At 36.5% G+C, this 20516-nt stretch carries 21 protein-coding genes and 6 tRNA genes; 8 read left to right on the top strand and 19 right to left on the bottom strand.

Annotated features, from left to right (window positions below):
* Window positions 1-35: 35 nt before the first annotated feature.
* The 8 genes from CDOM16188_RS00930 to CDOM16188_RS00895 form a co-directional block, all read right to left on the bottom strand.
* Window positions 36-560 carry a hypothetical protein gene (locus tag CDOM16188_RS00930; RefSeq protein ID WP_172197425.1) on the bottom strand — a complete coding sequence of 175 codons (525 nt, stop codon included), beginning with the start codon at window positions 558-560 and terminating at the stop codon, window positions 36-38.
* Between the two features lie 9 nt (window positions 561-569).
* Entirely contained in the window at window positions 570-1214 is a 645-nt protein-coding gene (locus CDOM16188_RS00925) for a thiol:disulfide interchange protein DsbA/DsbL (RefSeq protein WP_172197422.1), read from the bottom strand.
* Between the two features lie 60 nt (window positions 1215-1274).
* Window positions 1275-2294, bottom strand: a complete 1020-nt coding sequence (locus CDOM16188_RS00920; RefSeq protein ID WP_172197419.1) for a DUF1176 domain-containing protein — start codon at window positions 2292-2294, stop codon at window positions 1275-1277.
* A gap of 15 nt (window positions 2295-2309) precedes the next feature.
* Window positions 2310-2885 (bottom strand): DUF3137 domain-containing protein, encoded by a 576-nt coding sequence (locus CDOM16188_RS00915; RefSeq protein ID WP_172197416.1) that lies wholly within the window; start codon window positions 2883-2885, stop codon window positions 2310-2312.
* Entirely contained in the window at window positions 2875-3243 is a 369-nt protein-coding gene (locus tag CDOM16188_RS00910; RefSeq protein ID WP_172197413.1) for a hypothetical protein, read from the bottom strand. Before CDOM16188_RS00910 ends, CDOM16188_RS00915 begins: the two co-directional genes overlap by 11 nt.
* A 127-nt stretch (window positions 3244-3370) precedes the next feature.
* Window positions 3371-3982 (bottom strand): NapC/NirT family cytochrome c, encoded by a 612-nt coding sequence (locus CDOM16188_RS00905; protein WP_169943032.1) that lies wholly within the window; start codon window positions 3980-3982, stop codon window positions 3371-3373.
* The gene (locus CDOM16188_RS00900; protein ID WP_249934726.1) at window positions 3979-4377 is read right to left on the bottom strand and encodes a cytochrome c3 family protein; all 399 of its coding nucleotides are present in this window, start codon (window positions 4375-4377) and stop codon (window positions 3979-3981) included. Before CDOM16188_RS00900 ends, CDOM16188_RS00905 begins: the two co-directional genes overlap by 4 nt.
* 57 nt (window positions 4378-4434) lie before the next feature.
* Window positions 4435-5994 (bottom strand): flavocytochrome c, encoded by a 1560-nt coding sequence (locus CDOM16188_RS00895; protein WP_169943030.1) that lies wholly within the window; start codon window positions 5992-5994, stop codon window positions 4435-4437.
* Window positions 5995-6354: 360 nt separating this feature from the next.
* Here CDOM16188_RS00895 and CDOM16188_RS00890 point away from each other — a divergent pair, with 360 nt between their 5' ends.
* The 5 genes from CDOM16188_RS00890 to CDOM16188_RS00870 all read left to right on the top strand — a co-directional run bounded on the left by CDOM16188_RS00890 (window position 6355) and on the right by CDOM16188_RS00870 (window position 10260).
* Window positions 6355-6555 (top strand): 4-oxalocrotonate tautomerase family protein, encoded by a 201-nt coding sequence (locus tag CDOM16188_RS00890; protein ID WP_172197410.1) that lies wholly within the window; start codon window positions 6355-6357, stop codon window positions 6553-6555.
* A 65-nt stretch (window positions 6556-6620) separates the two neighbouring features.
* Entirely contained in the window at window positions 6621-7082 is a 462-nt protein-coding gene (gene bcp / locus CDOM16188_RS00885) for a thioredoxin-dependent thiol peroxidase (protein WP_172197500.1), read from the top strand.
* A 181-nt stretch (window positions 7083-7263) separates the two neighbouring features.
* On the top strand, window positions 7264-7452 hold the full coding sequence (locus CDOM16188_RS00880) for a hypothetical protein (RefSeq protein ID WP_172197407.1): 189 nt from the start codon (window positions 7264-7266) through the stop codon (window positions 7450-7452).
* On the top strand, window positions 7403-7699 hold the full coding sequence (locus CDOM16188_RS00875) for a DUF4214 domain-containing protein (RefSeq protein WP_172197404.1): 297 nt from the start codon (window positions 7403-7405) through the stop codon (window positions 7697-7699). Before CDOM16188_RS00880 ends, CDOM16188_RS00875 begins: the two co-directional genes overlap by 50 nt.
* Before the next feature lie 770 nt (window positions 7700-8469).
* The gene (locus tag CDOM16188_RS00870) at window positions 8470-10260 is read left to right on the top strand and encodes a hypothetical protein (protein ID WP_172197401.1); all 1791 of its coding nucleotides are present in this window, start codon (window positions 8470-8472) and stop codon (window positions 10258-10260) included.
* A gap of 618 nt (window positions 10261-10878) precedes the next feature.
* On the opposite strand, the gene CDOM16188_RS00865 is transcribed toward CDOM16188_RS00870, so the two are convergent.
* From CDOM16188_RS00865 to CDOM16188_RS00820, 10 genes are all read right to left on the bottom strand, one after another.
* Entirely contained in the window at window positions 10879-11514 is a 636-nt protein-coding gene (locus CDOM16188_RS00865; RefSeq protein ID WP_172197398.1) for a LysE family translocator, read from the bottom strand.
* A gap of 151 nt (window positions 11515-11665) precedes the next feature.
* Window positions 11666-11750 (bottom strand) — tRNA-Leu (locus CDOM16188_RS00860).
* A 49-nt stretch (window positions 11751-11799) separates the two neighbouring features.
* Window positions 11800-11876 (bottom strand) — tRNA-Arg (locus tag CDOM16188_RS00855).
* A gap of 12 nt (window positions 11877-11888) precedes the next feature.
* Window positions 11889-11965 (bottom strand) — tRNA-Arg (locus CDOM16188_RS00850).
* A 5-nt stretch (window positions 11966-11970) separates the two neighbouring features.
* Window positions 11971-12047 (bottom strand) — tRNA-His (locus tag CDOM16188_RS00845).
* A gap of 8 nt (window positions 12048-12055) precedes the next feature.
* Window positions 12056-12133 (bottom strand) — tRNA-Pro (locus CDOM16188_RS00840).
* Between the two features lie 166 nt (window positions 12134-12299).
* Complete coding sequence (locus tag CDOM16188_RS00835) at window positions 12300-12968, bottom strand: DNA alkylation repair protein (RefSeq protein WP_172197395.1); 669 nt, start codon at window positions 12966-12968, stop codon at window positions 12300-12302.
* Entirely contained in the window at window positions 12958-14298 is a 1341-nt protein-coding gene (locus CDOM16188_RS00830; RefSeq protein ID WP_172197392.1) for an MATE family efflux transporter, read from the bottom strand. Before CDOM16188_RS00830 ends, CDOM16188_RS00835 begins: the two co-directional genes overlap by 11 nt.
* A 403-nt stretch (window positions 14299-14701) precedes the next feature.
* Window positions 14702-15442, bottom strand: a complete 741-nt coding sequence (locus tag CDOM16188_RS00825; protein WP_169942988.1) for a TerC family protein — start codon at window positions 15440-15442, stop codon at window positions 14702-14704.
* A gap of 79 nt (window positions 15443-15521) precedes the next feature.
* Complete coding sequence (locus CDOM16188_RS00820; RefSeq protein WP_172197389.1) at window positions 15522-16556, bottom strand: low specificity L-threonine aldolase; 1035 nt, start codon at window positions 16554-16556, stop codon at window positions 15522-15524.
* 176 nt (window positions 16557-16732) lie between these two features.
* Here CDOM16188_RS00820 and CDOM16188_RS00815 point away from each other — a divergent pair, with 176 nt between their 5' ends.
* Window positions 16733-18931, top strand: coding sequence for a TonB-dependent siderophore receptor (locus tag CDOM16188_RS00815; RefSeq protein WP_172197386.1), 2199 nt, complete (start codon window positions 16733-16735; stop codon window positions 18929-18931).
* A 131-nt stretch (window positions 18932-19062) separates the two neighbouring features.
* Here the strand turns inward: CDOM16188_RS00815 and CDOM16188_RS00810 are convergent.
* A tRNA-Glu gene (locus CDOM16188_RS00810) sits at window positions 19063-19137 on the bottom strand.
* A 66-nt stretch (window positions 19138-19203) separates the two neighbouring features.
* On the opposite strand from CDOM16188_RS00810, the gene CDOM16188_RS00805 reads away from it, so the two are divergent.
* Both CDOM16188_RS00805 and nfo read left to right on the top strand, forming a co-directional pair.
* Entirely contained in the window at window positions 19204-19683 is a 480-nt protein-coding gene (locus CDOM16188_RS00805; RefSeq protein WP_172197383.1) for a hypothetical protein, read from the top strand.
* Window positions 19680-20516, top strand: a complete 837-nt coding sequence (gene nfo / locus CDOM16188_RS00800; protein ID WP_172197380.1) for a deoxyribonuclease IV — start codon at window positions 19680-19682, stop codon at window positions 20514-20516. The genes CDOM16188_RS00805 and nfo overlap by 4 nt, the downstream gene beginning before the upstream one ends.

The following is a 20516-nucleotide window of genomic DNA, read 5'->3' as shown; positions in this document are numbered from 1 at the left end:
AAATTTAGCAGGCTATCAAATACAAAATTTTAATGCTAGATGGGATTTATCTCGCTACTTCTTGCGTTATAAACGAACCAACTTAAGATCATAACCAAAAACACCGCTCCAATCAGAGTAAAAGAGCCAAATCCAAAAAGAGATATTGTATCTCTTGCTTCATTTGATCCAAAGAAATTTGCATTATCTGGCGCAAAAACAGCAGGCAACATCTTATGAAGCTCAAGACCGAACGGAAAACTCACAGTAAGCTCGTGGATGTTAAAATTCTCAGCACCGTTTGAGTAGCTAAGACCAAATATCACGCCCAAAAATATAAACGCATATGCGACAAGCTTTACGATGAATGATTTTGGATTTATCATCGCTATAATCGCGCCAAAAGCGATGAAAATAAGCGCAAATCTAAGCTGAACTAAAAGCAAACTGTTTGCAAAGCTAAAGCTAAGTGCAAAAAGACCAAGCACAACCGCGAGCAAAATCGCCCACGGAATTATCGTGCGCTGCAAATTATAAACAAAGCAGACAAAGCCTTTATTTTCTCTATTATAATCAACCATGGCGCAGACTTATTTAGCTATAAGAAATTTGACGATTTCGCTTAGCTTATCAATGCTTGTAGCCGAGCTTAAATTTATCAAATATTTGCCGTTTACCACAAACGCTGGCACTCCGCTAATAACGGCAATATCATAGCCGTCATCCCAGCTAGTTAAAATCTCTTGCGCTCTTGGCGAATTTAAAGCCTTCTCATAATCGCTTTCGCTCACGCCCGCGGCCTTTAAAGCAAGCTTGATCACGTCGCTTTTGTCGCCTTTTAAACCGCCTTTATCGTGTTGAGCTCTATAAATAGCAAATTTCGCTTTTTTAAATTTTGATTTATCGTCAAAAAGACCGACTCCGCTTTGCTCGTCAAGCGCCATCATGGCGGCTAAAATTCCGCTTACGGTCTCGCCGAATTCGCCCTTAGTCTTTAGATGATAAGGCTTAAACTCAAGCCCTTGGATACTAGCTACAACTTTTCCCGTGACTGATTTATCAAACTGGTAGCAGTACTTACATCCGTAGCTAAAAACCTTTACCAATACGTTTTGTCCGATATTTAAAGGCTTATCAAGGACCAAATAATCCTTATTTTCCTCAAACGCTGCCGCAAAGGAGCTCAAAAGTCCAAAGACAACTAAAATTCGCACAAATTTGCTTAGTATTTTCATGCAACTTCCTTTCTTACTAATGACTTGCAAAATACTACAAAAGAGATGATAAATTTGAGGTTAAAATTGCTCTCTTTCATCTTGCCATACAACATCGCTTGTATATCTTGGAAGCCGCCATGCACCACCTGCTACACCCTTACAAAGCCCGGTTGTGCCCTCGCTAGCTCTTACGAATTTCTCTCCGTCCCAAACTTCGGTTCGATAGTAGTAGCAGTCCCCTACTCCTCTTATCTTTTGATTTGCTCTAAGCTCGCCTTTATAGTAGTCGTTTAAGTCGTTATCAAAGGTCTGAATCACTTTAGTAAGTCCGGCATCCATGACAGCAAACAAATCAGATTCGTTATAGGCGCTCATAGAGCAGCGAGTTTGCACAAGAGAGTGGGTTTCGTTTAGCTTATGCACCCAGATATCGCTGTGCCCGTGATCGTAAAACATACTAAAGCAGTCGTCTTTATTTGTAGTTGATTGAAGAAGTTTATATATCGGCTCATAACTCGCTTCGCCTATCCTTATGGTCTTTTCATCGCCTATCGTAGCAGCCGCGTTTATGACAGGCGCTTCTGCTGGCTCATAGGGCTTCATACCTTCTAATCTTCCTTGATACTCAAGCGATTTTAGCCAGACGGCATTAAAGCCCTTTGGCGATAAAACAAGAGTAAAATCCCTTATCTTAAACTCAACTTTAGGGTTTCCTTTAAGCGCTTTTACGAGAGCCTTTATCTGCTTTTCATCAAGCCTTGCCGTATCATCTCCACTTTGCGTTATATCAACCTTGCCGTAGCTTTTACCGTCTATAAAAAGCTCGGCGGTTTTATCCTTATCCATATCGACTCTATCGTCATTTATCTGGACATATCCGTAAATTTCACTCTCCTCGCCCGCTTCTGTGGCAAACATAACAGAAACAAGCCCTCTGTCTTCATCGCTTTGATAGCCAGTGATCCTGCAAGCGCCGGTGTTATCGCAAACTACAAGCCAGTCTTTATGCTCCAGATACGTGCCGTCAAACCCCTCAAAACCAAGCAAAGTAATCGCACAAAACGTGCAAGAAGCTAAAATTCGTGCAAATTTATTCATAATTTTCCTTTCGGTTCAGTTATATATGTGGTTTAGTTTTAAAATTCTAATGATGTTAAAAAGGCTGTTTAGATCAGCCGCGATCCTTTTATCTAAATTTTTACTAACGATACTTTGATGGATATCAGGCTCAAAGCTATCGATGCCTCTGTTTATCTTGATGTAAATTTTATCTTCAACAAAGCTTATTCCGATAGGAACTCTCATGTTTTTAGCAAGCTTTACTATGGACTCCATTAGCGCAGGAGTTAAGATATACATCGCGTTTTGAATATCGGTCGTATATACCTTAAAAAGCTCGTTAAATTCAGCATTATCGACGATGATTTCTTTAGCCGAAGGTTCATCGGGCTTGCCGCCAGATAGCACAAAAGTCTTTGACTCTATCTTTTTATTAAAACTCGCTACGAAAAATAACCCCTTAAAAAACCTTACCTCAACACTCTCTTGCTCCATAGTTACGGGATTAAAGAAACTATCTTTACCGATTAAATTTAAATCGCTAAAGCCAAATTTAACCCCGTCTATCTCTCCGCTTACAAGATCATTTCCAAACTGTTCGGTTATGCTAAAGAACAATCTACTTTGCATAATATAAATTTATATGATTATTCATCTCATATTTAAACCCAAGCGAGTTAAAATAGCTCTCAAGATAGAATTTTTTATATTTTTTCGCAAATTCACTTTTTTCCTTTTTTGCAAAATAGAAGAAAAGATTATGATAAAAGATACAAGCAATGATCAAAGAGAGCATGAGAGCTAAAATTTGACCTAAATTTTTACCTTGCAAAAAGCCTATGTGCATACTTGGCGGAATTTGAGTAAAAATTTGATTAAGGATGTAAAAAACGCAGATAAATATCGCTAAAGTAACCGCTATGCGATATGAGAAAAATTTAGAAAGTATGAGCTTTCGCTCTTTTTCAAGCTCAAGTAGGGTTTTCAAATACAACCTTTTAAATTTGATTGATTATATCAAATTTAAGCTTTCAAAAAGGGTTTTTGGTGGGTAAATCCACCCTGTTAAAAGATAAAGGATAAGCCCGACAAGCGTTTGGCTTATCGGGTTAGGTTTATTTTTCTTTAAAATACTCCGCTTCAAGCTTCTCAACCTCTTTTATAGCTTTTCTTTCGTAAAGCTTAAATTCAGGCGAATAGTACTGAAGCACGGTTTTTAAGCCTTTGTGCCCCACTTCCAAGTGGCAGCTTGCACAACCTATTTTATTTTCCGTATCTAGCAAACTTACGTAATGCTCGTGCATCTCTATGGCTTTTTTAGAAAATTGCTCGTTGGTTAAGTAGTTTGGATGACACTTTATACATCCGTCATCAAACACATACCTAGCTCTATGCTTCATATTGGCAAGCCAATACGGGCTAGTTTTGTTAAAATCATCTGTAAAAAAGTGCTTATACCCCTCGACTACGCCGTTTCTAGCCTTAGTGTAGATATAATTCACAAGGCTATCATGCGGTAAATGGCAATCCACACAATCAACTTTAATTCCCGTCTTACCCGCTCCGCCATGCACATCTTTTCTATAGGCTATCGCCATAGGTATCATCTCGTGGCAAACTACGCAAAATTTCTCATCGCTAGTTGCCTTCAGCGCTCCGTAAGTTACGTATGAAGCGGCAAGACCCAAAAAGCCTCCGATAACCACCCATAATAAAATCTTTTTCATGGCGTCTTCCTCATCCACTGCTTAACCTCCCTCTCATGACACTCGTCGCACATATTTACCGACTCTTTGTGCTCTCTGTGACACTCGTCGCAGTATAAATTCGGACCGTCATGAACGGAGTTATGAGGATTGGCTTTTAGCAGATCCATGTAAGCAAGGCGCTCTGCCATGTATTTTTTACTCTTATGACAGGCGAGACAGGATCTCTCTCCCGGATCTTTAAATTTTTGAGGATCGTCTCCTTGCTCTGCGTGACAATTTAAGCAGTTAAACATAAGCACGCTGTGATGATCCTTGATGGGATATTTTTCTAAAAGCTCTTTCGTCATTCCTAAATTTTTATCGGCAACCTTGGTTGCATTGCCGTCGGCTGCCGATAAATTCGATATAGCCATAAAAAAGATACTAATTAATATTAAGATCTTTTTTTGCATCAATATCTCTCCGATAAATTAGATATTTTCTCCGGCAATCATACCAAATACCAAACAATCGGTAATAGCGTTACTTCCTAGGCGGCTCGCTCCGTGAGTACCACCCGTAACCTCTCCTGCCGCATAAAGATTTGGAATCGGCTCATTTGTCACAGAAGATATAACTTGCGCTTTTGTATTTATCTTTAATCCGCCCATTGTGTGGTGAACTTTCGGAGCTCCTCTAACCGCATAAAACGGTGCTACGGATATATCTATACCTTTTGTTGTTTTAGCATCTACAGGTTTTCCAAAGTCTGCGTCTTTGCCCTCTTTTACAAAGCCGTTATATCTCTCAACCGTCTTTTTAAGCTCATCGGCAGGGATTTTAAACTCGGCTGCAAGTGCGTCAAGGGTGTCAAATTTTTTCACTAAACCCGCTTCAAGAGCTTTTTCGTAATGCACAGGAAGCATGTGAGTAAGCGCTCTTGAGTCGCAGAAATTTATAGGATAGTTTCTGTCATCCTCGCCTTTTTCATAAATTACTTTAAACATCGCTTCACTTCTGGTTCTTCTGTCTGCCAGCTCGTTCATGTAGCGTTTGCCTGTTCTTGGATTTACAGAAATTCCAAACATAAACGCACCGTTTACGTTAAACATAGATCCAACGCCAAATCCAGGCTCATCAGCGCAAGCCCAAGGTCCGTATTGTATCCAGCTTGGTTGAACAGGATATGCACCCACTCTAAACGCCGCTAAAAGTCCGCCCGCAGTTGAGCCGGGTTGGTTAGTAGAATCGGTCTCAGGAGTAATTCTTGGATCTTGAAGTCTTCTATAGACTTTATCTCGGCAAAATCCGCCGCTTGCTAAAACAACCGCTTTTTTAGCTTTAAAATACTTCACGTCGCCGCTTTTATTTTCGGTATCATCGCTTAATAATTTGCCGTCAAATTTATAGTTTTCTCTTGCCATAACACCGATTACCGCACCTTTATCATCTAAGATAAATTCATCAAATTTAGTTCTTTTTTTGATAGTTGCGCCTTCCATTTTTTCAAATGTTTCAATCATCGGAAGCACTATACCCGCACCGCTTCCATTTTGGGTTTGCAAGCTTCTTGGAACCGAGTGTCCGCCTGCGTGAGTGATTTGGTCGATATATTTCGCACCGCAGTCAAGTGTTAATTTATAAGCATCTTGCGCTCTTTGTCCGATTATCTCTAAAAGCTCTTTGTGGTTGATACCGCGTCCCGCTTTTAAAGAGTCTTTCATAAATAGCTCGGTGCTATCTTTGATGCCCGCCTTTATCTGCAAATCGCTGTTAGGCACGGCGAAAATTCCTCCGTTGATAACGGAATTTCCTCCAAGGCGACCCATCTTTTCAAGCAAGACTACTTTGTTGCCTTTTTTAGCAGACGTTATACCCGCAGCCAAAGCCGCAAAGCCAGAACCAATGATCACAACGTCAAATTCCTCATCCCATTTAACGTCTTTAGCGTTCATAGCAGCATTTGCATTAACGCCACCTAGCGCTAGCATACCCGCGCCTACCGCACTAATCTTAACAAAATCCCTTCTAGATAGATTTTGATTTTTCATTATATCCTCCTATGAATATGGTTTGAGATATTGTTTAAATTAATTATATCAAATGGCTTAAGTTCTATCCTGAAATAACAAACTATGCTAAAAAATAAAAATATTTTATATTTATTAAGCGTTAAAAATACAATCAATATCGTCATTTTTGAGTTTTATTTATGAATTTAAATATCAAATAACACTCTCGTTTTTCTTATTTTTTGTCCAAATTTTATTTATTTTCTTAAAATATTATTAAAATGAATAACTAGATTTAAGTTTTAAAAATAAATTATTTAATATTTTTAAAATTTGCCTGACATTACTTTTAATAAATCAAATTTGGCTATAATTTTTCAAATTTTATAAGGAGAACAGATGCCTTTCGTAAATATCAAAGTTTCAGCGCCCGAGCCTACTAAGGAGCAAAAAAAGCAAATTATCGCCGAAGTTACCGACACTCTAGTAAGAACGCTAGATAAAGACCCTGCTGCGGTGCTTGTGATGATAGAAACACTTGAAGCCGAAAGTATTGGCAAAAGCGGACTTAGCTTGGAAGATTTAAGGAGTAAAAAATGAGTTGCAAGAAAAAAGAAGCTTGCGAAGTAAAAAGTGAATTTAGCAAAGAAGATATAGAGCGCAAAGTGACACTTGCGACAGGTGATAAAGCGCCAAATTTCAGCCTTGAAAATCAAGATGGAGCAAGTGTGAATTTAAAAGACTTCATCGGTAAAAACGTCGTGCTTTATTTTTATCCAAAGGACAATACGCCCGGATGCACCACCGAAGCTTGCGAATTTAGCGCGATTTACGATGATTTTATCGCTCAAGATACGGTCATAATCGGAATAAGTCCTGATAGCGTAAAAAGTCATGCGGGCTTCATACAAAAGCAAAATTTAAAGCATATTTTACTCAGTGACGAGAACAAAGAAGTAGCTAAAGCCTACGGGGTTTGGCAAGTTCGCAAAAACTACGGCAAAGAGTATCTTGGCATCGTTAGAACAACATTTGTTATAGGCAAAGACGGTAAAATTTTAAAAGTTTATAAAAGCGTAAAAGCCAAAGATCATGCAGCAAAAGTGCTTGCCGATTTGATCAAGTAAGATAAATTTAACGAAGTCAATTTAATATAGGCTTCGTTAAATCTTCGTTGCAAAAAATTACAATTAATTAAATATATAATAAACTAGATCTTGAAAAAATATTTTCTTAAATACTAAACTTATTAAAAATTTTTAATATTATTATGGATTATTAATACAATTTTAATCAAAAGGAAAAACAATGCCTCTGACACAAAGTCAAATTTCGGCTTTATACATAGCTTTATTTGGTAGAGCAAGCGAAGGTGCCGGTAACAAATTTTGGCTAAACGGATCAAGAAATTCAAATTTAAGCATGGAGGAAGTGGCTAGCGCCATGCTTGACACTGTTGCTTCAAAAGACTTTTTCGGAGATAGCCTTAAATACTAATGATAAGTTTATTGAGCATATCTATACAAATGTTCTTGGAAAGAGTGCAAACACAGATAAGACAGGGAAAGATTTTTGGATAGGCAAGCTTAAGGAAGGTGCCAGCAAGGGATTTATCGTTAGCGAATTATTGAAAGCCACACTAAATCCGGTCTATGCCAAAAGCACGGATCCCGACACAAAAGCTGCCCATGAACTGCTAACTAATAAAATTATTGCTTCAAATATCGTAGCGGATAGCATATAAAACATTTCTCAAGCTGAAGCAGGAATTAAGCAAGCCTTAAAAGCATTTATAGAAATAAATAATGCCATAACACCAACTGCAAAAATAGAAGATATCAAAAAAGCGATTGAAGACAATAAAGCAAATTTATCTCTTGATATTAGTAAATTTCAAACATCTATTAGCCAAAATTCAAAGATAAAAATTTTATCTGAAGCAACAGGCAGGAGCCAAAACGAGATCAAAGAGCTTCTTCCAAAAGAAGAACCAAAAGAACCTCAGAAAAAGTCTAGTGAGATCAAAAAAATCACTACAAATGATGGCTGGGTAAAGCTATTTGACGATCAAGAAAGAGCTGTAAAAATAGATGGAGTAAAAACTGTATATAAACAAGATGGCAAATTTTTACTGACGAAAAAGCAACGAAGCCACTTAAAATAAAAGGACTAGAAGAGAAAAAAGATGAATTTGGCAGCGTATTAGATAAAGATCCTGACGGCTTTCAGCTTGGATTTGATGATATATATACGCTAAAAAACACTATAAAGATAACTCATGTAAAGATTGACGATAAAACACAATATATCTTTAAAAATCCTCTTCCCGCAGATAAAGAAACCCTTACAACAGGAGTTGAAGCTGTTATTTCTCGCAAACAAACGATAGTAACTCCATCAGGAATAGTTGAAAAAATAGCAAACGGAAGTTATTATAAAGGTATAAACGATAAGGCTTTAGAAGCAAATGCAAGAGATGGAGATATGCTAAAACATAGTAACTACACAATTACTATGAAAGGTGAAAAAGCTGTAAAAAGTATAAAAACAGACGACTTTGAGCTTATCAAATCTTCTAGTTCTAAACTAGGCTTAAAAGATGCAAAAACTATAGCCGGACTTACCAAAGCAGAGCTAAAAGCTGGTTTTAGTAGTTTGAAAGCCGATGAAAATGATGAAATTAAAATAAACAAAGTGACATATATACTTAAATCAGGTGGTGATATCAAAGCTCTTAAAGACAGTAGCGTAGTTACATTTGATGATCAAGTGATTCTTAGCCCTTCTGCTTCAAGTAGCCTAACAAATGGAGCCATAAAATCAGCAGAATTCACATTAGCTCAACTTAAAGCATTTACTTTAGCACAATCTAATCCTGAAAAATTTGCGAACTTATCTATCAAGCTCATAGATCAAAATCCACTTACAAGGACAGATCTAAAATTTGTAGAAACGTTTAAAGATAAACTCGCAAACGAATCCATAAATAAAGTAGTTTTAACTACTAATGAAATAAATGAATTTATTGCCAGTGGACTTATCTCTAAATTTGCAAACAAAGCTATAAAGGTATCCAATAACGATCCTGTTACGCATGAGGCTCTTCAGCAATTTAAGAAATTTGAAAGCAAATTTGAAGATTTCAGTAAAATTAGCTCAACTCCTGCAGAGACTCTTAAAACTGAATTTACAGTTCAAGAATTTTTATCATTAACTGATGATAATCTATATAAACTACCTTTTAATAAAGTGACATTAAAGGATAATGATATTAATCCTATCATAATAAACTACACAGACTACTCTAACTTAGGTCTAAGGTTTGAGAGTATACTTTATAGATTAAAAGATGGTGAAATAAAAAATTTAAAAACAGATCATTATTATGTTGTGCAAAGATTGCTAGATGATAATTTTATATCAAAATTTGCTAATAACTCTATCACAATTTCAGAACCAATGAATATGCATAGCGACTGGCATATTGTCAAAGAAAATATGAATAAAATAGCTGAAAATAGAATTCCAAAAATTATTTTATACGAAATAACATCAGATAGCCTTGATGATGCCTTTGCTTTTCTCACTTCTAACTTATCAAAAATTAAAAATAAAGCTATAGATATAATAAATATGAACAGAAAAATAACAGGAAATATAGATAAGATAATTTCTAATCTGGATAAAATAGAAAAGATTGTTACATATGACAATATTAAACTATCACTATCACAATATGATCAGATAAAAGACAAAATTTTTACTCCTGATGATTTTTCAAACCCTAATGTAAATATATTAAATATTACTAGTGGAGTTAAAAGCTCAAGTAACGCTGATGATTTTAAAAAGATACTTGATGAAAAAATTGAATCTTTTACAATTGAATTTGCTGACAACCAAAGAATTATAGATATAAATTCAATAGATAATGCAGAGTCAATAGTAAAAATTATACAAAAAGCAAATTTTGGTCCAGATGTATATGGTTTTAAAATCACAAATCCTGCTGACTTTTTTAATATAAAGAGCAATCATAATACCTATAACAATAAAATAGCAGCTGTTGCATTTAACGATGGAGAGAATGTGTTTAGCTTGGATGGTATAAATAATTTATACTTTACAATGAATGACAATACTACTATCGTCATACCATCAAACAATACCACTGTCATACTTAAAGCAAATAGTTTTCAAGAATTTGAAAAGAATGGACGCTATGATATTAGTGGTTTAGAAAAACTAGCATCTATGTATCTTAAACTTGTAGACAGTAAGAATCCAACAAAAAAGCTATTTTAAAAGCAAACATAACCTCAGATCAAAATAATCCGATAATATTAGAATACGATAGCAATTACCATGATGACGTATTTGCTAATTATAACAAACTAACATTTGATACATCTAACCACATACTGTATAAAAAAGTATCAGGCGAAATAAAAGGAAAAGATGCGACAGAGGTATATGAGATAGCTGATTATGCAGGGGAAGCTGAATTTGCGGGTAGAGTAAAAATAATAAACTTCTCATCACAAGATAAAATCAGATATAATACAATAACAGAAAAATTTGTAGAATATAGTAGCTCAGCTCTTAATATAACAGCAGAGAAAAACTTATACAAAGCAACTCTTGATATAGACAGCAAAGACTACTCAAATACTGATTTTGGTTCTCTATTTTCTGCTTCAGGCACTCCGTTTTCTCTTAATGCGGCTGCGAATGCTTCAGCATACATCATAGTAAAAGATGATACTCAAAATATCTCACAGCTCTACAAATTCCAAAACGATAACAATGAAACCATTGAGCAAAACGAAGTAAAATTTATAGGAACTGTAGATACTGATTTAGGAGTTAATGATTTTATAGCGTAAGATAAGCCCGAATGGGCTTATCTCTACAACCATTATTTTAATCTTTTGACAAAACTATCTTAAGTCCAAATCCAACTAGCAAAGCGCCCATAAATCTCTCTATGCCTTTTTTAAATTTATAAAATTTACTTACTAAAATTTCGGTCGAAAACAAGCAACCAACCGCCATAAACCAAACTAAATGCACCAAAGATATCAAAGCCCCAAAGCTAAGCTGCACCCATATTGGAGTATTTGCCGTGATAAGCTGAGTGAAAATACTAAAAAATAAAATAGTCGTTTTGGGATTTAAGACATTAGAAACAAAGCCCATTTTAAAAGCCTCAAACGCCGAAAATTTCTCATTTTCTACACAGCTTGCATTAATATCAACAAGAGATTTGGAAGTAAAAGTTTTATAGCCGATATAGATAAGATATGCGGCACCCAAATATTTAATGATAGAAAAAAGCGTGATAGACTGGGATATAATGAGAGCAAGCCCCGCGATAGAGTATCCTACGTGAACCCAGATCGAAGCGGCTATGCCAAAAGCCGAGTAAATTCCTGCCTTTCTTCCGTGCATAATAGAATTTCTAACCGTTATGACAAAATCAGGTCCTGGACTAACGGTGATGACAAAAATTATAAATATAAGCGCTGAAAACTGGCTTGCATAACTAAAAATATCCATAAATTTTACTCCTTTACCACTTCAAATTCGAATAAAATATTACAAAAAAATTATGAAATATTATATAAAGGCATAAAATTAAATTTCTGCTGAAAGATTTGTTTTTATTAATGTTTTATATTTATATCGGAAAGTTTGTGTATATTGAAGATGGTGCGGATGAAAGGACTTGAACCTTCACGCCGTGAGGCACCAGATCCTAAGTCTGGCGTGTCTGCCAATTTCACCACATCCGCACGTGTATAAAGAATGGAAGTTTATCTAAAAAATATTAAATAAACCAAATGGTACGCCCAAGAGGATTCGAACCTCTGACCTACGGCTTAGAAGGCCGTTGCTCTATCCAGCTGAGCTATGAGCGCATAACAACAAAGTGGCGCGCCCGATAGGAGTCGAACCCATAACCTACAGATCCGAAGTCTGTCGCTCTATCCAATTGAGCTACGAGCGCCAAAGTGGGGTGAGTGATGGGAATTGAACCCACGACCCTCAGGACCACAATCTGATGCTCTAACCGACTGAGCTACACTCACCACATAGATGGTCGGGGTGAAAGGATTCGAACCTTCGGCCCCTTGGTCCCAAACCAAGTGCGCTAACCAGCCTGCGCTACACCCCGAAGTATGTGTGCCCTACTTCATTGAAAAAGCGCATTTTAACCAAAATTCAGCTCAATGTCAATAAATTTTAGATTAAAATTTATTTTTTAGCTAGATATCTTCATTTAAAACTTAAAAACAACCAAATTTAACTAAATTAGCAAAATTTATCTAAAAATTTACATATCAAATTCTAAGTTTTACGAGCTCATCTTTGACGCTCTTTTGCACCCGAAAACTATCTCTTATCTTTGAAATAGTTTTGTTTTGCACAAATTTATCAAGCCTTTTACTCTCAAGCAAATTTAAAACAGGCTCTTTAAATTTGATAAAAATTTCAGCCAAAGCCCATGCCATAGCCATTTTGACATAGTATCTCTCGTCTTTTTCATTTATGCAAATTTCAAAAAATTTATTAAGCTCAAATGCCGCCAAATTTCTCATATAATAAACATAGAAAAAGCGCTTTTCATACTCCAAATTTGAGCTAAGACACTGCGAAAGAAGCAAATTTACAAATCTACTATCCTTAAATTTTATCGCGTCAAACTGATCGCAGATCGCCCAATTTGGCATAGTTTTTACAAATTCGCTTGCAAGAGCAAATTTACTCTCGTCATCTTTTAGATTGATGATTAAAAACGCTTTTATCGCAAATTCCTCATGAAAAACAGGCTTAAAAAGACGAATTTCTTCTATGTCTAACTTGAGCGAAAAATCTTTGGCTATCTTTTTAAGCATAGGCGTTCTCACGCCCAAAATTTCAGGCTGAGATATTAATTTTTGTGAAAAAATCCTAATTTTTTCTTCCTTATGAGTTTGTAAAATTTCAAATAAACTATCCTTAAACTCCACTGCTATCCTTTTTGAGTAATTTTTTAAGCTTAAAATACATATAAACCAAAAAACATCCCGCCGTAAAATAGACGTTAAAAAACATGCCGACCCAAATATCTACAAGCACCCCTTGTAGTACATAAACCACAAATGAAAATATGCAAATTTGAAGCACGATCAGTCGCATAGCGTTTAATACAAACGCCATTGTAGGTTTTTTTATCGCTTGCAGGGCGCTGCCTGAGATATTTATGACTCCGTATCCGAAAAATGCGAAAGAATTTATAAGAAGGTAGCTTTGTCCCGCACTTAAAACCTCGGCATTTGTATCAAAAAGCGAGATGATATAAGTGCCGCAAAACACGCAAAAAGCACAGGCGAACAAACAAAAATAAAGTAAAATTTTAAGCGCGCATTTATAGCACTCTATCACACGCTCATACTCTTTGGCGCCGAAATTTCGAGATATGATGCTAAGAACGGCGGCGGCTATGCCGATGGTAGGTAGGGCGACAATCTGCTCGATCCTAAGCGCGATACCGTATCCTGCAACCGCGTTTGTGCCGTAATGGCTTATAAATTTTAGCAGTATCAGTCCGCCAAGCGACATGGAAAGATAGTTTAAGCATGCAGGCACGGCTTGCCTTAAAATCTTAGAGTAAATTCGCCAATCAGGCAAAAACATAGCCGGATTTTGAAAATCAATCATACCCGTTTCACGAACTTTTTTAGACAGATAAAGAGTGCCTAAAAACTGCACGCTTGCCGTCGCAAAAGCTATCCCACCCACTCCAAGATCAAAAATATATACATAAACATAGCAAAAAAGAGCGTTGATAAAAAGCCCTACAAACAGCCAATTTCTAAGCGTTTTTGTATCCCCAAGCGCGACTAAAACGCCGTTTAATCCCTTGATAGCCAAGAAAAACGGCGAAGCCAGAAAAATCACTCTTATATACTCAAGCGCTTCGCTTAAAAACTCATCGTTTGCACCCAACAAAACAAGCAATTTAGGCGTGATAAGATAGCCTAAAATTCCCATTGAAATAGCAAAAAGAAGCACGAAAGCAACGCCCTTTTGAGCGTAAATTTTAGCTAAAAATTCCCTTCTTTGCCCAAGCGAATTCCCAATCAGCGCAGTAAGAGCCGAACCGAATCCAAGCCCGATACCGACGACGCTAAGATAAAGCAAAAAGCTCATCGACATGCCCGCAACCGCAGTCGTTGAGATCGTAGAAGCAAAGTAAGTGCCCGTAACGTTATAAAGAGTGTTAAACATCATAGCAAGCCCTGCAGGCGTAGCTATGGTGATGATAAGCGGGCGAATCGGGTCTTTTACGAGGTTCAAATTTTGCCTTTTTGCTTAGTTGCGGACAAATTTTAGCAAATTTATTCAGCCCATAGGGTTAAATTTCTAAATTTATATAGGTCTTTTGATTAAAAACGAATTTAATCGCAGCCTGTATGACTTTATAAATTCCACAAATAATGCGTTATAAACATTTTATTTTGGGCTATTTGCAATTTATCGGCAAGCAAGCTACTCTGCAAAAAATCATTGCGAAAAACTAGCGAATTTAGGATTACAAAGATCAAGTCTTACTCATAAGGCAAATAGTTTAAATTTGATGACAATACAGCTTTAAGCCGTTCGGACTATAGGCATATAAGATAAAAGCAGATTTATATTTTATAGATTTCAAATTTGTCGCCCGCATAAAAGCGAGCGAGCAAAATTTGATTTTTAAATTTTAGGCTTTACTTTCGTCTTCAAGTCGTTTTGCTTTTTTGCGAGCATAGATGTTTAAAAGCTCGACCGCAAGCGAAAATCCCATCGCAAAGTAGATATAAGCCTTAGGCACGTGCAAGCCGAGTCCTTCGCCCACAAGAGCAAATCCGATCAGGATAAGGAAGGCAAGAGCGAGAATTTTAATCGTAGGATTGTTATCCACGAAATTTGATATCGATTTTGAAGCAAACATCATCACACCAACTGCGATGATAACAGCTAAAATCATAATCTCGATGTGATCTGCCATACCGACCGCCGTTATAACGCTATCAAGCGAAAAGACTATATCAAGGATAGCGATTTCAGTGATGATAACTAAGAAATTTGCCTTTTTTGCCGTCTCTTTGTGCGATTCGCCGTGCTCGCCGGTTACGTTTGAGTGTATCTCAAGAGTTGATTTGGCAATAAGGAAAAGTCCTCCTAAAATAAGCACCAAATCACGCCCCGTAATCGTAAAATCAAATACGCTAAAAAGCGGTTTTGTAAGCTTCATGATCCAAAATAGCGAAAGCAACAACAATATACGAGTAATCATCGCAAAACTTAGCCCCATCAGTCTAGCCTTATCGCGCTGATGAGGAGGGAGCTTGCCGACTAAAATCGCTATAAATATGATGTTATCGATACCCAAAACTATCTCAAGTCCGGTAAGCGTAACTAGCGATAGCCAAGCTTCAGGAGAGCTGATCCATTCAAACATTCCGATATATCCTTTGTAGAAATTTAAATTTGATTATATGTAAAATTTGGTTTAAACTTTATGAAATTTTATTATTAAATCAAAGCGCCTTAATATCTCGCACAAGAGCTTCCACATCCTCTTTTACGCTGGACCAGCTTGTGCATACTCTGATGAAATTTCCCCCGTCTTTCGTCTTGTAAAAATTTGCAAACAGATATTTTTTACTCAGCTTTTCAAGCTGCTCATCGGTTAGGATAAAAAACTGCTGATTCGTATAAGAATTCGCCTGAGCTTTTATGCCTTTTGCCTCAAAAGCTTCTCTTATCTTAAGTGCGTAAGAGACTGCATTTTTGCAAATTTCAAAGTATAAATTATCGCTAAAAAGCACGTCAAACTGAAGCCCAAGCATCCTGCCTTTAGCTAAAAGTGCTCCTCGCTGCTTCATAATATGCCTAAAATCTCTTTTAAGAGCGTCATTTGTGATTACAACGGCTTCGCCAAACATCGCTCCGCACTTCGTGCCTCCTATATAAAAAATATCGCTAAGTGTTGCGACATCGCTTAAATTTAAATCGCAATGCTTGCTCGTAAGTGCGTATCCAAGACGCGCGCCGTCTATAAAAAGAGGTAAATTTCTTTGTTTGCAAACCTTACTTAGCTCGCTAAGCTCTGCCTTAGAATAAAGCGTGCCGCTTTCTGTAGGAATAGAGATATAAACCATCCCGGGAGCTACGGTGTGACATCTTACGGGATCGTTTTCGTAAAGCTCGCAATACTCCTCAACCTGAGCGGCACTTATCTTGCCGTCTATTGAAGGCAGGATCAAAACCTTATGCCCGCCGGCTTCTATCGCTCCCGTTTCGTGTACGGCGATGTGTCCGCTATCAGGAGAGAGCACGCCTTGATGAGGTCGCAATATAGAAGCTATAACGACTGAATTAGTCTGTGTGCCGCCTACTAAAAAATGCACATCCGCATTAGGCGTACCGCAAGCCGCTCTTATCTTGTCCGCTGCGCTTTTGCAGTATCTATCATCGCCGTATCCCAGAGTTTGATCATCGTTGGTTAAAGCAAATTTTTCAAGTATTTTTGGATGAACTCCGCTTGCATAATCGCACTGAAAATGTATCATATTTCCTCTTTGTTATTTTATTCAAGCCCGAATTATACAACAAAATTATTTTTAAGGTTTCAAATTTAATTAATCAAATTAATTTTTTTGACATTTATTTAATTCTCATTAAGCTTTTTTTATTAATTCATTAACTAAAATAACAACGATTATTAAAATCCATACTAAGGAAAAAAATGAAAGTATCTATGGCTTTATCTATTTTACTGGTTTGTCCGATTATCTTATCGGCAAATAACGATCAAAATTCGCCGGTAAATTTAAAAACATCCAAGATTGAAGAGGTGGCTGATTTGGATATCACCGAAAAAACCGGCTCATACACAACCTCTCAAATGACTACCGCAACAGGACTTGAGTTATCCATAAGACAAACTCCTCAATCGGTAAGCGTAGTAAGCAATAAGCTTATAAAAGATTTGGCTTTAAACGAAGTAAGCGATGCTCTTGGATACTCAACGGGAGTTTATGTAAATTCCGAACTGGGCAGAAAAAATATGCAAATTCGAGGTTTTAATATAGACAATGTTCAAGAAGACGGAGTCGCATCTTCAGTCGCAACTTCACTCCAAGGAGATCTTGGTTACTCAAAAGAGATGAGTTCTCTTATCTTTTACGACAGAATCGAGGTTTTAAGGGGCGTAGCGGGTCTTACTCAATCAAATTCGGAGCCAAGCGGAACTATAAATCTAATACGCAAAAAACCTACGAAAGAATTTCAAGCATCAGGCAGCTTAAGCGCTGCAAGCTGGAGTAACTATGGAGGAAATTTCGATATTTCGGACAGCCTAAATTCAAGCAAGACTATAAGGGCTAGATTTATAGGAAGCTTAAACAAAACAGGATCTTTTAAAGATACTATATCGGGACGAAAAGAGGCTGCAGGAGTGATGTTTGGCTTTGATATAGGCGATAATAGCGTATTAAATGCCGGCACTATATATCAAAAAACAGCCGGAGTGTATGACGTTTATGGAATTCCTTCAGTTGACGGCAACGGAAATTTATTAAATTTAGATAGAAAATCTTATTTTGGAGCCGATTGGAGCCAAGATAAATATCAAAAAATAAATACTTTTGCGGATTTAACTCATTTCTTTAGTGACGATTGGAGCTTATCGGGCAAGATTAATTACACCAAAAGCGAGGGAAATTTTAAATTCGGACAACTTTGGGGAGTTAATCCTTACGGCCAAAGAACTCACTTTATAAGAAGGCAAAAATTTGAAAATTCGGGCGATGAAATAAATTTCAAATTAGATTTAGTCGGAAAATACGAACTACTAAATCAAAATCACGATTTTTTTACAAATGCCGGAATTTCAAAAGAGAAATTTACCACACAAAGCAAATGGGGTAGAAATTTGCAAGGATATTCGATATATGACTTTGACGCAAAGAGCATACCTGAACCAAATTGGGATTTAAACTCAAATTTAATCCTTAACAACAAAAGCCTCACAACTATATATCAGCAGTCCGTAACAAGCGGAACAAGGATCAATTTTACGGATAATTTACATCTGCTGGCAGGTGTTAGATTTAGCAGAGTTAAAAGAGAAGGCGCAAGCGAAAATTTACTAAGAAATATTTCTACAAATAACCAAATAATGACCAAGAGCAAATTTACTCCTTATGCAGGTCTTACTTGGGATTTTGCTCAAAACCACTCTTTTTATATAAGCTACGCAGAGATATTTAAGCCTCAACCCGTAAAATCAAAAGACGGTAATTATATAGAACCTTTGGTGGGTTCAAGCTACGAAACGGGTATAAAATCGGAATTTTTTGACAAACGCTTAAATACGGCTATCGCTCTCTTTCGCATAGAGCAAGAAAATAGAGCCACATCTGATATAGCGGATCCGACATCGTTTTTTGCCGACGGAAGAGTAAGAAGCGAAGGATTAGACATTGAAATTTCAGGCGAAATTTCAAAAAATTGGCAAATTTTTGCAGGATACACTTTAAATAAAAGTAAATATGTAAAATCAGAAATCACGAGCAGAGATACCGATACTACAAAAGGAGCGCTTGCGAATGCATATACGCCAAGACATATATTTAGGTTGTATACGAGCTATCAGGTGCCGACATTTGAGGCTCTTAGAGTATCTACAGGAGTTAGATATCAGTCAAAAACAAGCTCAAAATACAAAAAGACGCTTGCACTTACTCCACCCGATCAAGAAGCTTACGCTCTTTGGGATGCAAACATAAACTATAAGATTAATAAAAATTTCGATATAGGATTTAACATCAAAAATATAACCGATAAAAGATACTTTTTAAATACAAGCACAAGAGTTGCGGGAGGAAGAAATTATTACGGAGATCCAAGAAATTTCACACTAACTATCAACTATACTTATTAAATTTAAATTTTCAGGTCTATCTTGTAGACCTGAAAATAAAAAACCGCTTTAAATCTTACATAAAATAATTGTCTATTAAGAAGTGTAATGCTACAATTTGTGGTTTTATTTTTGAGATTTTATAAGAAATTTGGTGACCCATACGAGACTCGAACTCGTGTTACCGCCGTGAAAGGGCGATGTCCTAACCGCTAGACGAATGGGCCACTGAATTGCCGAAATGTGATTTTATCTCAACAATATTTAAAAATAGCTTAATAAAAAGTGAGTAAATGTATAAAATATTAAAAAATTTGTTTTTTGTAGCGATAGTTTTTTTGATTTCGGGTTGCGCTTCGCTTAAAACCCCTAAAATTTCAAACAGCTTTCAAATCACGATACTTTCGCCGGCTATTAAAATAAACGACGTAGGGTTTTTGCATAAGAGTAAAAATTCCATAAATTTGCAAATTTATAGCTCGGGTATAAATACGCTAAATATCAAAATTAACGATAAAATTTGCACAAATCAAGTGTGTTACGAAAAGCCGGAATTCAATAAAAAATTCTTAGGAAATGAACACTACGAGGAGCTTTTTAGCGAAATTTTGCAAAGAAAGCCGATATATAACCAAGCGAATTTAGAAACAAATTCGTGCGGATTCAAACAAGATATAAGCAAATATTCATTAAAATACGAAGTTTGCCATGAAAAAACAAGTTTTCAGGACACAAAAAATCGTATAAAAATAATAATTAAAGAGCTTAAATGAAATATATCGGAGCGCACGTAAGCGCAAGCGGAGGCGTAGAAAATGCGCCTTTAAATGCGATGAAAATCGGCGCAAACGCATTTGCATTGTTTGTTAAAAATCAACGCCAGTGGAGTGCAAAGCCGCTAACAAAGGAAAATATCAGCCAATTTAAAGAAAATTTGCGCCTTGCAAACATAAGTCCCAAGCACGTCTTACCGCATAATAGCTACTTAATAAATTTAGGCCATTTTGACGATGAAAAACGCCAAATTTCAATAGACGCTTTTTTAGACGAAGTCGCACGCGTAGAACAACTCGGGCTTGAGCTTATAAATTTTCATCCGGGCTCGCACTTAAAAGAAATTTCAACCGAAGCTTGCTTGGACAACATCGCAAATTCTATAAATTTCATCCTTGAAAATAGCCAAAACGTAAAACTTGTCATCGAAAACACGGCAGGTCAAGGAAGCAACCTCGGCTTTAAATTCGAACACCTCGAATACCTCATCAACAAATGCAACGACAAATCCCGCATAGGCGTTTGTCTTGATACGTGTCATACGTTTGCCGCGGGTTATGACATAAAAGAAAACTACGATAAAACCATGAAAGAATTTGACGATATAGTAGGTTTTAAATATCTTTGCGCGATGCACTTAAACGACACCAAATTCGGTCTTGGATCAAAAAAAGATAGGCACGAGAGTCTAGGCAAAGGGTGTTTGGGCTCTAAGACTTTTGAAAACATAATAAAAGATAAAAGAACTGATGAAATTCCTCTGATACTTGAGACTATTGACGATAGTATTTGGGCGGATGAAATTAAATTTTTAAGAAATTTTACAAATTAG

The sequence above is a fragment of the Campylobacter sp. RM16188 genome (genome assembly GCF_012978795.1).
GTDB classification, from domain to species: domain Bacteria; phylum Campylobacterota; class Campylobacteria; order Campylobacterales; family Campylobacteraceae; genus Campylobacter_A; species Campylobacter_A canis.
Note: the sequence above shows the minus strand (reverse complement) of the source record. Positions and strands in the feature narration are given on the sequence as shown.